This is a genomic window from Clostridium bornimense (assembly GCF_000577895.1).
GTDB classification, from domain to species: Bacteria; Bacillota; Clostridia; order Clostridiales; family Clostridiaceae; genus Clostridium_AN; species Clostridium_AN bornimense.
The window spans coordinates 2,778,637-2,794,141 of record NZ_HG917868.1 but is presented as its reverse complement, the minus strand read 5'-3'; the positions used below and the strand labels follow the sequence as shown (position 1 = coordinate 2,794,141).

The 15,505-nt window shown below is 29.8% G+C and carries 13 protein-coding genes; 5 read left to right on the top strand and 8 right to left on the bottom strand.

Annotation, left to right across the window (positions count from 1 at the left end; translation table 11 throughout):
* Position 1 precedes the first annotated feature (1 nt).
* From glgD to murI, 7 genes are all read right to left on the bottom strand, one after another.
* A complete protein-coding gene (gene glgD / locus CM240_RS12725; protein WP_044039489.1) occupies positions 2 to 1,108 on the bottom strand; it encodes a glucose-1-phosphate adenylyltransferase subunit GlgD in 1,107 nt (368 codons plus the stop codon).
* Between the two features lie 25 nt (positions 1,109 to 1,133).
* On the bottom strand, positions 1,134 to 2,297 hold the full coding sequence (locus CM240_RS12720) for a glucose-1-phosphate adenylyltransferase (RefSeq protein ID WP_044039488.1): 1,164 nt from the start codon (positions 2,295 to 2,297) through the stop codon (positions 1,134 to 1,136).
* Positions 2,298 to 2,535: 238 nt separating this feature from the next.
* A complete protein-coding gene (locus CM240_RS12715) occupies positions 2,536 to 3,222 on the bottom strand; it encodes a helix-turn-helix domain-containing protein (protein WP_044039487.1) in 687 nt (228 codons plus the stop codon).
* A 2-nt stretch (positions 3,223 to 3,224) separates the two neighbouring features.
* Entirely contained in the window at positions 3,225 to 3,590 is a 366-nt protein-coding gene (locus CM240_RS12710; protein WP_044039486.1) for a DUF3783 domain-containing protein, read from the bottom strand.
* 10 nt (positions 3,591 to 3,600) lie between these two features.
* Positions 3,601 to 4,122: a peptidylprolyl isomerase gene (locus tag CM240_RS12705; protein ID WP_044039485.1), complete on the bottom strand. Its 522-nt coding sequence runs from the start codon at positions 4,120 to 4,122 to the stop codon at positions 3,601 to 3,603.
* A gap of 273 nt (positions 4,123 to 4,395) precedes the next feature.
* The gene (locus tag CM240_RS12700) at positions 4,396 to 4,665 is read right to left on the bottom strand and encodes an STAS-like domain-containing protein (protein WP_044039484.1); all 270 of its coding nucleotides are present in this window, start codon (positions 4,663 to 4,665) and stop codon (positions 4,396 to 4,398) included.
* A gap of 66 nt (positions 4,666 to 4,731) precedes the next feature.
* Positions 4,732 to 5,511, bottom strand: coding sequence for a glutamate racemase (gene murI / locus CM240_RS12695; RefSeq protein ID WP_044039483.1), 780 nt, complete (start codon positions 5,509 to 5,511; stop codon positions 4,732 to 4,734).
* Positions 5,512 to 5,689: 178 nt separating this feature from the next.
* On the opposite strand from murI, the gene CM240_RS12690 reads away from it, so the two are divergent.
* From CM240_RS12690 to CM240_RS12680, 3 genes are all read left to right on the top strand, one after another.
* On the top strand, positions 5,690 to 7,252 hold the full coding sequence (locus CM240_RS12690; protein WP_051483831.1) for an HD domain-containing phosphohydrolase: 1,563 nt from the start codon (positions 5,690 to 5,692) through the stop codon (positions 7,250 to 7,252).
* 84 nt (positions 7,253 to 7,336) lie between these two features.
* Entirely contained in the window at positions 7,337 to 10,855 is a 3,519-nt protein-coding gene (locus tag CM240_RS12685; protein WP_051483830.1) for a S8 family peptidase, read from the top strand.
* Between the two features lie 42 nt (positions 10,856 to 10,897).
* Positions 10,898 to 12,265, top strand: a complete 1,368-nt coding sequence (locus CM240_RS12680; RefSeq protein WP_423219466.1) for a peptidoglycan-binding protein — start codon at positions 10,898 to 10,900, stop codon at positions 12,263 to 12,265.
* A 90-nt stretch (positions 12,266 to 12,355) separates the two neighbouring features.
* Here the strand turns inward: CM240_RS12680 and CM240_RS12675 are convergent, their stop codons facing one another.
* Positions 12,356 to 13,414 (bottom strand): YkvI family membrane protein, encoded by a 1,059-nt coding sequence (locus CM240_RS12675; protein ID WP_044039482.1) that lies wholly within the window; start codon positions 13,412 to 13,414, stop codon positions 12,356 to 12,358.
* 114 nt (positions 13,415 to 13,528) lie between these two features.
* On the opposite strand from CM240_RS12675, the gene CM240_RS12670 reads away from it, so the two are divergent.
* Together CM240_RS12670 and mnmL are read left to right on the top strand one after the other, a co-directional pair.
* The gene (locus CM240_RS12670; protein WP_044039481.1) at positions 13,529 to 14,533 is read left to right on the top strand and encodes a hypothetical protein; all 1,005 of its coding nucleotides are present in this window, start codon (positions 13,529 to 13,531) and stop codon (positions 14,531 to 14,533) included.
* The gene (mnmL, locus tag CM240_RS12665) at positions 14,534 to 15,505 is read left to right on the top strand and encodes a tRNA modification radical SAM protein MnmL/YtqA (RefSeq protein ID WP_044039480.1); all 972 of its coding nucleotides are present in this window, start codon (positions 14,534 to 14,536) and stop codon (positions 15,503 to 15,505) included. It begins immediately after the preceding gene.

Sequence of the window (15,505 nt, the reverse complement as noted above, 5' to 3'; positions counted from 1 at the left end):
TTTAAAATTTAGTTCTTTTTTGTATAACTAATGGAAATTCTATATCTCCTTTTAAATCTTTATTATTTTCAACTAAGACGTTTTTGTCCATGATTACATTATGCAAGTGTGAGTTTGTTCCAATTATGCAATCTTGCATTATAATACAATTTTTAAGAGTAGCACTTTTTGATACTTTCACTCTTCTGCCGATGACACAATTTTCAACAGAGCCTTCTATAATGCAACCATTAGCTATAAGTGAGTTTATAACGGTGCAATCACTAGTATATTTAGTTGGAGGACCATCAGATATTTTAGTAAATATTAATCCATTAGAATAAAATAGATCTTTAGATTTCTTTAAATCTAAAAGTTCCATGTTCAAGTTGTAATAGGATAATAGTGAGTTTACACATTGTAAGTATCCTTTAAATTCGTAGGTTGATGGTTTTAATATATCGATATTAGAGTAAATATAGTCCTTTATATTGGACCAAATACCTTTCTTTATGCAGTCATATACTATAGATATAAGAGTTTCTTTACTCATAATAAACATTTCCATAGATATATTTAAATTATTATCAACACCGATATTTCTACCTACAGAAATTAATTGGCCAGATTCATCTATGTTTAATACATCACAATCTCTAAAAGAGTTCTTTCCATTAGAAATCTTTTTATATAATATTGTTATTTTTGAACCGCTCTTTTCATGGCAATTAACAGCATCTTCGAGGTTTATATTACAAATCATATATGATAAAGAGATAATTACATTAGTTTCTTTGCTTCTATGAAGATGTTCTATGTTATTGCTTATAACTTCTATGTCACAAAAATTTTCTGAATGACCAGAGGTATTTAAAAATAATCCACCTATTTTTCTATCTAAATCCCAGGGAGATCCTGAACCTAAATGATCTATTAGGGATCTACTATGATTATGAGTAAGTACACCGATATTCTTAATTCCTGAATTAACCATATTTGAAAGAATAAAATCTATAACTCTATACCTACCACCAAGTGGAATAGAAGCTAATGGTCTATTTTGAGTTAATGACTTAATGTTAGAGTCTTTTTCGTTAAGACAAAGTATGCCCATATAGTTATTTAACATATGAAATCCTCCCTATAATCTTTAGTTAAATTACTTCTTTTATTTCAGATAATATAGAATTTGCTTTAATATCTTCACGATCTCCAACTACGTAAATTTCATTGCCATCACCAATTTGAGAAAGCTTTCTTATTATGGAATCGCAACCAATAATAGCTTTATCAATTATGACATTTTCTCCAATAGTAACATTATTCATAATTACGGAATTAGTTACTTTAGAGCCTTTACCTACAGTGACTCCAGAAAAAAGAACAGAATTAGAAATTTCCCCTAATACCTTACATCCCTCAACTAAAATTGAGTTATGTACTCTTGCTTCACAACCTATATATTGAGGTGGCATATTAGGATTTACGGAATAAATTGTCCAATTGGGATCATGAAGATTCAATCCGCTATTTATATCTAGAAGATCCATATTAGATTCCCAAAGAGATTCAATGGTACCAACATCTTTCCAATATCCTTTAAATGGGTATGCAAAAAGTTTTCTATTATCATTAAGCATATTTGGAATTATGTTTTTGCCAAAGTCATTTGAAGATTGCTTATCTAATTCATCTTCTTTTAGATATTTTTTTAGTAGGTTCCATTTAAAAATGTATATACCCATAGAAGCCATATTATTCTTAGGTTCTTTAGGTTTTTCTTCAAATTCATATATAGAATTATCGGTATTAGTGTTCATAATTCCAAAACGTGAAGCTTCATCTAATGGAACTTCAATGACAGCAATAGTTGCATCAGCATTTTTTTCTTTATGATACTGAAGCATTTTTTCATAATTCATTTTATATATGTGATCTCCTGAAAGAATCAACACATATTCGGGATCATAGGAATCTATATAATGTCTATTTTGATATATAGCATTTGCAGTTCCCTTATACCAATCTCCTCCATTTTCCTTCATATAGGGTGGTAATAAACTCACTCCTCCATTAATACGATCTAAATCCCAAGGCGCACCGATACCAATATGAGAATTTAATACCTGTGGTCTATATTGAGTTAGAACTCCAACGGTATCAATGCCAGAGTTAGAACAATTACTAAGAGCAAAATCTATAATTCTATATTTGCCACCGAATGGTACCGCTGGCTTAGCTACTCTTTTAGTAAGGATCCCGAGTCGACTACCCTGCCCTCCAGCAAGAATCATTGCCAGAATTTCCTTTTTTGTCATATAAAAACCCTCCTATTGCATTGGCAAAAATATATAGATTTTATAATATTTACCAATTATGAATAAATTTGTATGTGATAATAATTATTATACAGTAAATATATAAAGTAAAAAAGTAAATTATGTAAAGAAGATAAATATTAATTATAGAAAAATTAAACAAAATAAATCATCAATTTACAAATAATGGTAATAGATAAAAAGAAGAATATAGAATAAGGACTAACATTATCAAATGTTAGTCCTTAAAATTAAATTCTATATTTATTAGCTTTCCTAAAGGCTTTATATTTTTTTTATCTACTGTTTCGGAAAATTTTCCGCCCTTAGATAATAAAAGATATTTACCATTGCCTAAGTTCTTAATGTATTTTATAGAACGCTGGTTTTTATATTCAATGAAGCATAAAGAATTATTTTCTAGTTCACCTATTTTTACTAAAAATCCTTTATCGCCTTTTTCAATTCTATATTCTGATAAATCAGTATCTTCTATAATAAGATAAAATACTTTATCGCTATTGAAGTTTTCAATTTTATTATTATTTACAACTCTAGGAATTGTAGATAGAGTCTTTAATTCATAATTATAAACAGGAACTGATTTAACAACAGAACTAAGAGCATCAGTCCATATTGAGTTTATTGGTGTTTCTTTAGATTGTTTATTTTTTTGAGACATAAATTCAGAGGTATTAACTTTATTTATAGGTTCACTAGGTGTATCATTAGATAAAGTTAAGTCATTTAAATCTTCACCTAAAACTTTTGTAAGTTTAGACATAAGTGATTCGTTTATTATTTTTCTTCCAAGCTCTATGTCATTTATAAATGATTCAGAAACACCAAGTTTTTTACTAAGTTGCTTTTGTGTTAGACCTTTTTTATTTCTAAGATTTTTAATTTTTTCCCCAATTCTACTCATTGTTATTTACCTTCAAAAAATTTTTTTTCATTTATTAATTCTTCTTTCAATTGAGCAAATGTCCAAGTTATTGAATTTGGTGTTATTGATGCAAATATTGGCTTAGGTTTTAATACTTTTTTTATTAAGGCAATAGCTGTGGACATCTCTACTTGTGAAAGATTATTGAATATTATTATAGATTGTTTAGAGCTAGAACATTTAGTATTCTTAGAAGCATCTTTTAGTATATCGGACATAATCATGTTTTCCATAGAATCATCTATGCAATTACAAGATGGTAAGCGATTTTTACTAAAAAAACTATTAAGAAATAATATCTTACTAGGTTCTACCCCGTATACTAGTATATTTTTAGAAGAATTCATAAAATCACTCCTAGTATTCAATAATTTCAGGTTCTTCTATTGATTCACCACTCATATCTACTGTCATACTTTCAATAACTTCTGGCACAAGAGGTGCATCGTTATAATCAGTTTTTACATTTTCTACATCATGAACAAATTCTATACCTTCAATTACTTTACCAAATGCAGCATATGAACCATCAAGGTGCGGAGCGCTTTCAGTCATGATAAAAAATTGTGAGCCAGCTGAGTCAGGAGACATAGCTCTTGCCATTGAAAGAACACCTTCTGTATGTTTTAAGTCATTTTTAAATCCGTTCTTAGAGAATTCACCTTTTATTGAATATCCTGGGTTTCCCATACCATTACCTTCTGGACATCCACCTTGAATCATAAAACCTTTAATAACTCTATGAAAAGTTAAACCATCATAAAAATTTTTATCTATTAAAGAGATAAAGTTTTTAACTGTATTCGGAGCTAAATCTTTGTAAAGTTCTATTTTAACAGTTCCCCTATCTTTTATTTTCATAGTAACGATTGGATTCATTACAAATACCTCCTTGAAATGTTATTTATATATTTTATACATATAATAAAGTTATTATACCATAGAAAGGCTAGGCAGGGCACAAGTATGATGGCACAAGGCACAGGTATAGATGAAATTCTTGCAGAATTTCTTAGATTATAAGTGAGAAGTCACAGCTCATCGTTCACTCTTATCTATTCACTAGCATATCTTTTTTTGCCCTGTGCAATGATAAAAAGAGCTATCGCTTACGAAAAATATTCGTTATTGCGATAGCATTATAAGCTTTTGTTAAAAATTAGTACCGTTTATCATACGATTATAAGCATCAGGATTTTTTAAGTTTGTTATTTTTATTTTATCTATAATAAAATTTCTACCTTTATTGTAAATAAGATCTGAAAATAATGTGAAAAAGAATGTGGAAGGGATTTTATCCATACCTAAGAAGTCTAACTCTATATATTCTTCGAGATTTTCATAGATAATTTGTTTTAATAAAGTTGCTTCATCTTGCGATGTGTTACCACCAGTTATATTTTTAACAATTAACTTTACCATAGTACATCACCTATAAAGAATTATGCTATTACATTATAGTATATATGGACTATTAGAATTGTTACATTATTTTATATTTAAATTTAATAAGTTTATGCATAGCTCATTTAGATAGTTATCGTTAAGGGAATTAATAATTTCTATATTGCCAGTAGTGGAACTATTGTTAAGTAAATGTCTATCTTCTAATAAATGTTTTAATTGATTAGCAGTACCTTTAGAGCCATCAAAAATCTTATTTTCATCGATTATTTTACTAAGTTCCTTTTTTATAAAAGGATAGTGAGTACAACCTAAAACAACGGCACCTACATCATCTATGTTAATATCTTTATATTTATTCATTAAAAATTTATGTAAGTCTTCACCTTCAAAAATGCCTTTTTCTATAAATTCAACTAATCCGGGACAAGGCATAGGAATTATTTCTCTTCCTTCGCTATAAGTGGTTATAAGTTCATTAAATTTGCGCATTTTAAGGGTCATAGGAGTAGCCATGATTACTATAGAACCAGAATTGGTAAATTCTACAGCAGGTTTAACAGCAGGCTCTATTCCTACGATAGGTAAATCTCTATATGTATCTCTAAGAGTATTTATTGCTACAGACGTAGCTGTATTACAAGCTACAACTAGAGCTTTAACTTTTTTATTAACTAAAAAATCTATTGCTTTAAGAGTTAAATCTTTTATTTCATTATCACTTCGAGTACCATAAGGTGCATTTTTTGAATCACCAAAATATATGTAGTTTTCATTTGGTAGAATTTTACACGCTTCTCTTAATACTGATATTCCACCAACACCTGAGTCGAAGAATCCTATTGGTAAATCATTTGTTTTCATAATCTCACCTCTATTTAATAACTACTAAATAATTATACTACGTTAAAAAATATCTGTCATTGCTAAAGAAAAAATAGTATCCATCGATATATTGAAGTAAAGGATATAATTATATTAAATTCAAAAATATATTAATATATTGTATTAAGAGGAAAAACCTTCGGGAGGAAAATAGGCTATGGATAAGTATGGGGTGCGTATAAAAGAACTAGAAAAAAAGAATAATATACTTTTAACTGCGGAAGAAAATATATGGAAGGTATTGATAGTAAATATAGATGAAAAGAATGTTGAAAAAGTAAAGAATAGTTTAGAGAGTTATACGTATCAAGGTAAGAGAATAAAGGTAATAGAAGCAAAATCTCATAAAGAAGCTAAGTATATTCTTATTAAAAATAGAGATATATTAATATCAGTAATAGGTTTACAAAATAATATTGAAGCGGGAAAAGATTTAATAAGTTTTGTAAGAGGTAGTCTAGAAAATAATTTAATGAGGATATTAACGTTAATTTCAGATGAAGTAAATCTTACTTTTGATGAAATTAAGGATATGAATATTAATGGAATTAAGAATATAAATAATATATCATATGATGAGATTATTTTAACAATAGCAGCTGAAATAAATAATTTTTATGATAAATATTTATTAAGTTATAGTAAAATGGGACTAGAAAAGATAATAGAGAGCTCTGGTAAAGTATTTGAATTTGGAGAAATAAAGGAATTTACATCAATGATGTTAGTTCAATTATTTTCTATATTAGATTTTAATAATAGAGGAGTTATTGATAGCAATTCAGCTATAGTAGCTAGTAGTTTAGATGAAGATTATATTATTTTAGCAGCGGCTGGGAGATTAAAAGATACTGTTGGCTTGAGTATAAAGAAAGCTTTAGACGAAGAGCAATTTTCTATTGTGTATAAGGGAATATCTTCAGAAAGTAGTCAATATGAAAATGATACTTTAGTACTATATTTTAAAAATGACTTTGGGGTAAAGACTATATTATATGTAGAAAACCTAAAAGGATTAACAGATTTAGATATATATTTAGGAAATACATTCTGTAGAAATGTATCTGTTGCTTATGATAACATTTATTTAAATAATGAAATTGATAGAACTCAAAAAGAAATTATATATACTCTTGGGGAGATATCAGAAACGCGCTCTAATGAAACTGGACATCATGTAAAGAGAGTTGCAGAATATTCTAAGTTATTAACATTGAAATATGGCCTTACAAAGAGAGATGCAGAAATTATCGAGTTAGCATCGCCTATGCATGATTTAGGAAAACTAGCAATTCCAGATATTATTTTAAATAAACCGGGTAAATTAACTTTTGAAGAATTTAAAGTTATGAAAACTCATGCAGAAATAGGATATGAAATGCTTAAAAATTCTAATGATATATTAATGAAAACAGCGGCAATAATAGCATTAGAACATCATGAGAAGTATGATGGAACGGGATATCCTTATGGTAAAAAGGGAGAGGAAATACATATAGCTGGAAGAATAACAGCTATAGCAGATGTATTTGATGCTTTAGGATCTGAAAGAGTTTATAAAAAGGCATGGCCATTAGAAGATATCCTAGAGCTATTTAGAAAAGAAAGAGGAAAGCATTTTGATCCTGTATTAGTAGATTTGTTCCTAGATAATTTAGATGAATTTTTAGAGATAAGAGATAAATATAAAGAGATATATCCAGAAGATATACAAAGATAATACTTTGTATATCTTTTTATTTATTCTAAATAAAAATAAAAATGAATATTAATTAATAAATCAATCAATATTAATGAGGATATTATGGAGAATGTTGAAGGGATAATTAATTTACTTAATAGAGTACCACCTGAAGTAAGATATAAATTGTTACAATATTCACAGAATGAAATATATGGACCAGGGAAAATAGAATTTATTGTTTTATATGGTATAAAAGTAGATGTAGTGAGTGAGAAAGTAGAAGCTATAGGAGGACAATTAGAGGATTTAGGATTTGGTTTTGGTATAGTTACTATAGACTTTTCTAAATTGGATGAACTTTATGCTATAGAAGAAATTGACTATATAGAATTACCGAAGACATTATTTGAGACAGCAGAAGCATCTAATAGAGAAATTGGAGCTACTCAAGTATGGGAGCAATATGGATTAAGTGGAAGTGGAGTAATAATAGGGTTTATTGACTCGGGAATAGATTATACTCATCCGGCATTTATAAATGAAGATGGTACTACAAGGATTGATTATATATATGATTTATCTTTACAAGGACAAGTTTTTAATGCTGATGATATAAATAGAGCCCTAAAGTCTAGTGATCCATATTCCATAGTACCATCACAAGATGAAGCAGGACATGGAACTCATGTAGCAGGAATAGCAGCTGCAGGTGGAAAAATAGATAAAAGATATTATGGAGTAGCGTATGAAAGTAGTATTGCTATGGTGAAATTCACTAGGAGTGGTAAAACCTTATTTGGAAAGAGTTCACAACTTATGAGAGGGTTAAAGTTTTTATTGGATAAAAGTATAGAATTAAATAAGCCAATAGTTATAAATATAAGTTTTGCTACAAATTCTGGTGCTCATGATGGATCTTCTTTACTAGAACAATATATAGATACACTTTCAAGAATAGAAAAAGTAACTATTGTCATAGCTGGTGGAAATGAAGGAGAAGCGGCGCACCACGTTGGAAGAAGCCTTCAAGGAACCACTGAGATAGAAGAAACTTTTAATGTAGCAGAAGGAGAGAGAGCCATAATACTACAACTATATAAGCCAATTTTATGGAATATATCATTAGAAATAAGGTGTCCATGCAATGTAAATTCAGGACTCATAGCTATGAGAGAAGGCTTTTATAGTGGTGATATTGGAAATAATGAGTATTATATAAGTGTCTCTGGGCCATTACCATTTTCTATAGAGGGAGATATATCTATAGCTATATTAGGTAAAGGAGAAAATCTTTCTTCTGGAATATATAGTATATATATGACTATAGCAGGGGAACCAGGAGAATATAATATGTGGCTTCCTATATTGGAAACTTTAAGTAAAGATACAAAGTTTTTAAACCCTAATCCTTATAACACCGTAGGTATTCCTGGAACAGTAGAAAATGTTATAACTGTCGGTAGTTATAATATGGCTACAGGAAATGTTTCACCTTTTTCTGGACGAGGAGGTATTGTTGAAAAACCAGATTTATTAGCTCCAGGACAATCAATATTAGGACCTATACCCAATGGAGGAATAGATTCACTTACAGGTACATCTATGGCAACACCACATGTATCTGGTGCAGCAGCTTTATTATGTCAGTATGGTATTGTAAAAGGTTTTGATCTATATATGTATGGTAATAGATTAAAATATTTTTTACTTAAAGGTGCAAGGAGAACTAGAACAGATGTGGTCTATCCCAATGATACATGGGGATATGGATTATTATCATTACCAGGAGCTATGGATATAGTTATATCTAAACGAGAAACACCATCATCACAAGAGTCGGAAACAAATGAAGCTAGTAGTTGTGAGTCTAGTTTTAATAATGAAAAAAATTGGACCGTTATTGTTGAATATCAAGGAGAGGCACCGCCTTTGGGGATTTCAGGTAGTACTTGTTCTGTAAGAATCACAGAAAATATAGCGTTGGTATCTGTTCCGTTTAAAGAATGGACTAACTATATTAAACCAAATGAAGCAGGGATAGTTTATTTTGATAAACCATCTATATACACATTAGAGGCAGTATCTCCTTTAGAATCGGCAAATATAATACAATTTCATAATGATATATATTTAAATTTAACAGGAAACGGAGTCGTAGTTGGGATTATTGATACTGGTATAGAATATATGGAAGAGGATTTTATAAAAGAAGATGGTACTAGTAGGATAATATCAATATGGGATCAAACTATATTAAGTGGAAATATACCAAGTGGATTTCCTATAGGAGCAGAGTATACTAGAGAGGAAATAAATAGAGCTATTGATCTTAGTAAAAATGGAGGAGATCCATATAGTATAGTTCCATCAAGAGATGAAATAGGACATGGAACGAGTATGGCTTCTATAATTGGAGGTAGAGGTGTAAAAATAGAAGGAGGAGCACCAAATTGCGAGTTTGTTATTGTAAAGCTTAAGGAGGCAAGACAAGCTATAAAAGATTATTATGGTGTTTCAAGAATTAATGTGCCTATGTATGAAGATGGAAATATAATAATGGCATTGAAGTATTTGGTAGATATCAGTAGAAGTTTAAAAAAGCCTTTTGTAATATTTATAGGCTTAGGAACAAATAGAGGAGGTCATGATGGAACAACAACAATGGAGAGATATATAGAAAACATAGGTAAGTTTAGAGGAATTGCTATTGTAAAGGGAATGGGAAATCAAGGGGATACTGAAGTCCATGCATCTGGAGTGATTGAAAAGACAGGGGATACGGCAGAAATTGAATTAAGAGTTGGTCCTAATGAAGGAAGTGTAGAATTTCAAATATGGATGTCTAAGCCAGATAAAGTTTCTTTATCTATGGTATCTCCTTCTGGTGAAGTTGTAGAAAAAATAGAAGCTAAACTTATGCAGATAGAGGAAGTGAATTTTGTGTTAGAGGGAACAAAAGTAGAAATAAAGTATTATATGCCTCAAGAATTGTCTGGTGATGAAATGATAGAGGTAAGATTAGTAAATGTAGTTCAAGGTATATGGAAATTTATACTTATAGGTGACAGTATTGTAAATGGAAATTATAATGTGTGGTTACCACAAAGAGAGTTATTAGATCCGGAAACAAAGTTTTTACAATCAAATAATCTTATAACTTTTACAATACCGTCTTCTGCTAGGTATATTATTAATGTTGGTTATTATAATCAGACGGCAAATACTTTAGTAGCAAAATCATCTAGAGGCTATACTAGAGATGGAAGAATTGTTCCATCAGTAGTAGCAGGTGGAGTAGCAGTTCCTGTTATAGGAAGAGATGGAGTTGTTACTACATTTACAGGAGCATCTATAGCTGGAGCAGTTTTAGCTTCTGCAATAGTTCTTATGATGCAATGGGGAATAGTATATGGAAGAGATACTACTTTATATGCTCTTAAAATAGAAAACTATATTATTAGAGGTGCTAGAAAGCGGCCTGGAGAAGTATATCCTAATCCTACTACTGGATATGGAGAATTAGATCTTAAAGGTGTATTTAACAGTATGAGAGGATTATTACTTGAGGAGGAAAGAACACAGATTTTTATTCGTCATCCTAGTGAATTTGAGAATGAAATAAAAAACACATTTATATAAATAAATTCATATAATATTAAGGATAAATTTATAAGGAGTGCAATGATGGCTACAGGAGGATTTCAAGCAAGGTTATTAGTTGGACAATCATATGTACCTATAGATAATGGGAAAGTGACAATTACTGCAACTAATGAAGAAGGAAGTACTACGAAGGAAGCGACACTCTCAACAGATTCATCAGGATTAACATCAGTGATAGAAATAGATACACCACCACTAGCAAATTCACAAAGTCCTACAGGAGGAAATCCATATTCACTATTAGATGTTTTAGTGCAAGTAAGCGGTTATCAAGATATATTAATAAGAGGAGTGCAAGTATTACCGGATGTTACTGCTATTCAACAATGCAATTTAACACCAGAATCAGAAAATGTAAGAGTTGATGAAATTATTAATATACCTCCTAATGTACAAGTTGGAGAATATCCAACAAAGATACCGGAAGATCCAGAGAAGCCACTGCCACCTACTTCTGGTTTAGTTGTTCTAAGAGAAGCTGTTGTTCCAGAATTTATAGTAGTACATGATGGATCACCTAATAGCACTAGTGGAGCCGACTATACTGTACGGTTTCAGGATTACGTAAAGAATGCATTAAGTAGTGAAGTGTTTGCTACTTGGCCAGATGAAACGTTAAGAGCAAATGCCATATGTATAGTATCATTTGCGCTAAATAGAGTTTATACGGAGTGGTATAGAGGAAAAGGGAAACCGTATCAAATAACTAACTCTACTGCATTTGATTTAGCATTTACTTACGGAAGAAATATATATGATAATGTAGATAGAATAGTAGATGAAGTATTTACAACTTATGTAAAGAGACCATCTGCAAAGCAACCTTTATTGACTCAGTTTTGTGATGGTAAAAATGTAACTTGTCCAAATTGGCTTTCGCAATGGGGAAGTAAGTATCTTGGAGATCAAGGGAAAGATTATGAACAAATATTAAGATACTATTATGGAGACATAGTTATAACACAGGCATCTAAGGTTGCAGGAATACCTAAATCATATCCTGGATATACTCTTTCAGTAGGAAGTAGTGGAGAGCCAGTAAGAGAAGTACAAGAGTATCTAAATAGAATTTCTCAAAACTATCCTTTAATTCAAAAAGTTGCAGTAGATGGAATATATGGCGAAAGTACTGCAGATTCAGTAAAAACTTTTCAAGGAATATTTGGTTTACCACAATCAGGAAATGTAGATTATGCTACATGGTATAAAATATCAGCTATATATGTTGCCGTTACCAAAATCGGAGAATTAAGAAAAGGCGTATATAACGATAATAATGGATCATTAATTAGTGATGATTTTATTGAATGTGGGGAAGGTAAATTTATATCGCCAGTGTTTACTACTAATGGGGTAGTTCCAGTTTTCAAATATCCTATAGGATAGAGATAGATTTAAAAAGATAAAGGCTGTCGCATAACAAATTAGAGTTTGTAAGCGAGAGCCTTTTTTTCAGTGCACTGATAAGTTATAAGCCTACTGTTCCCTTATAGCAGTAGATTTTTTATCGTTTTTATTATAGATAAGAACACTTATCATAAAAAATACGGATATTACTCCAAATGCTGGATAGAGGGTAGAGATGAGATTCTTAAAGCCTAGTTGTGATACAAAAATCCCAATTGTTAAAACTATGAACATTCCATATTTATAAGGAATATTAAAAGCTGAGTCTAGTGTTTTAGATATAGAAAATGTGTCAGAAACAATAGTAGAGAACATTTCAAAGAATATAACCATAAGAAGAAAGCATTGAATTACTTTACCGAATCTGTCTGCTACAAATAATAATGGAATTTCGAATTTATGTATAGAATTAAAATTACAAGATAATAGGTAGTTTATAGCTAGAGAGATTACTGTAAGAGAAATAGCTCCTATGAGTAAGCCTTTAAAAAGTTTCTTTTTATCTTTTATTTCACTGGAAAGAGGTACTATAACCCCACTACATCCCATTATATTAAATCCACCGTAAAGAAAGGCTGAAACAATCCAAAGATTTTTATATGGATATATATTATGAGATTCTATAGAAGTAGTAGGAGAGAACCCTACATAAAAAATAAATATTATCGCTATTATAGAAATTAGCATTGGAACAATAAATGAATTTATCGCGAATAAGCCATCAGTATTTTTCATAAGAGTCAGAATAGCAATAAGTATTATAATTAAACTTCCTACGATTTTTGGAATTCCAAAGTATTGATTTAATAAGGCGCCAGATCCAGCAATAATTATGGAACAAGAACTTAATAAGTATAAGGTTGTTACAAATCCAGTAGCTTTTCCAAGAAAGCCTGGAGAAACTAGAGTGCATAGTTCTGAATATGAATTTAAATTATGTTTAACAGATATATTTATTACAGCCTTTCCTAAGATTATGTAGATTATAAGTGGGATAAATAAAGCTATAAAAGATATTTTACCATAGTTAGTAAAAAATTGAGTTATTTCTTGTCCAGAAGCTAAACCGGCACCGACGATAGTTCCAATAAAGACTAGACCTATTTGTAAAGATGATTTTTTTTTCATAATTCCTCCTTAAATAATGGGTTCATTAATATATACACTGAAATTTTAAGATAATTACATAAATAATTATTAATATCACAAAATAATTAATAAAAGAAGAAACGGAGAGATACTATGAAGAGGATTATGGCATTATTTTTAAGTATTTTTTTATTAGTAGGATGTAGTGATAAAGGAGTTTCTATTGAAAAGACTGCTACAGACTTCAATTTGTATGAAGGAAAATCTATCGCAAAAGAATTTATGAAAAATTTAGTTCAAGAGAAATATGAGCAAAATAAAGAATTATTAGTTGAAGAGGAAGCTAATAATACAATAAATCAAAGTAGCAATTTAAAAATTGTAAGTTATAACTTAAAGGAGGAAGTTGAAATTGGGGAAAAGGGAGAGTATACTTTTGGAATAATAAGATGTGATTTATTACAAGGATATAGTAGTTCAGAAACTATAAAGATAAAAGTAGAGAGACAAAAAGATAAATATAAAATAGTAGAAGTTTCTCCATTAATAGAAGGAGAATTAGTGAAAGATGGAGATGAAGTAAGAGTTAGATTTAAAAATGATGCTAATAATTATTTAGTTTTAAATAAATTTAGTTTTCCCCAGTATGATATAAATAAAGAAGATAACGTAGAAATAAATAAGGTAAAAATAAATACAGATAATATAATTACATTGACATTAGGCTTTGATGTAGAACAGGGGATAGTAACAACTTATGATAAAGATTCATATATATTTACTTTTGATATAGAAAATCAGTGGGACAAGGAAGAAAAGACAGATAGTGATACACCTATAGGAATGAAGGTTAATTGTCTTGATATATTAGAAAATAAGAGAGTTGAGTTTGTAGCATATAGTCCTAAAGAAAAATATATATTAGTTCAGTATATTAGTAATGGAAATAAAGGAATAGAGGCGTATTTTGCAAAGAATAGAGATAAAATAGACTTTGACTTTGAAAAGGAATTTCCATTAGAAGAAAATGATATAACTTACGTTGATTTTGAGGATGAATATCTTTATTATAAAGTTAAAAATAAAAAATATAATTATGAAGATAATTATAAGCTAAATTTAGAGAACTATGAAAATAAGAAAGTAGAGGATAAATAAATGGTAAGTAATAAGTGGGGAGGAAAATCATATTATACTTTAAATTCATTTTTAAGAGAGAAATTTAATGAAAAAGTATTTAAGATTTCACTTGATGGAGGGTTTTCTTGTCCTAATAGAGATGGGACAGTAGCAAAGGGAGGATGTACTTATTGTAGTTCTAGCGGATCAGGAGATTTTGCTGGAAATAGAGTGCAATCAATATCGGATCAATTTGATGATATAAAAGATATGATGAATAAGAAGTGGAGTAATGGTAAATTAATAGCTTATTTTCAAGCATATACTAATACCTATGCTCCAGTAGATGAGTTAAGGAAAAAATATAAAGAAGCTATTTCAAAGGATGGGGTAGTAGGGTTAGCGATAGGAACTCGTCCAGACTGTTTACCTGAAGATGTATTAGATTTATTAGAAGAGATGAGTAAAGAGGTTTATGTATGGGTAGAGCTAGGTTTACAATGTGTTAGTGATAAAACTGCTGAAAGAATAAACAGAGCCTATCCATTAACTACATTTGAAAAAGGATTAAAAGGATTAAGAGATAGAGGGATAGATACAGTAGTTCATAGTATTTTTGGACTTCCTGGTGAATCTAGAGAAGATATGCTTGACACTATAAAATATCTATCAAATCAAGATATTCAAGGAATAAAGATACATCTATTGCATCTTATGAAAAATACAAAAATGGCGGAAGAGTATGAAAAAGAGCCATTTGATTTTTTAACAAAGGAAGAGTATATAGATTTGGTGTGTGAGGCTGTAGGGTATATAAGAGAAGATATTGTTATTCATAGACTTACAGGTGATGCACCTCGTCAACTTTTAATAGGACCAATGTGGAGTTTAAAAAAGTGGGAGATTTTAAATGCTATTGATAATACTCTTAGAGATAGAGGCATATATCAAGGAATGAATTTTAAAGAGATTAAAGGGTTTAAATATACTAAAAACGGAGGGGAAAACTAG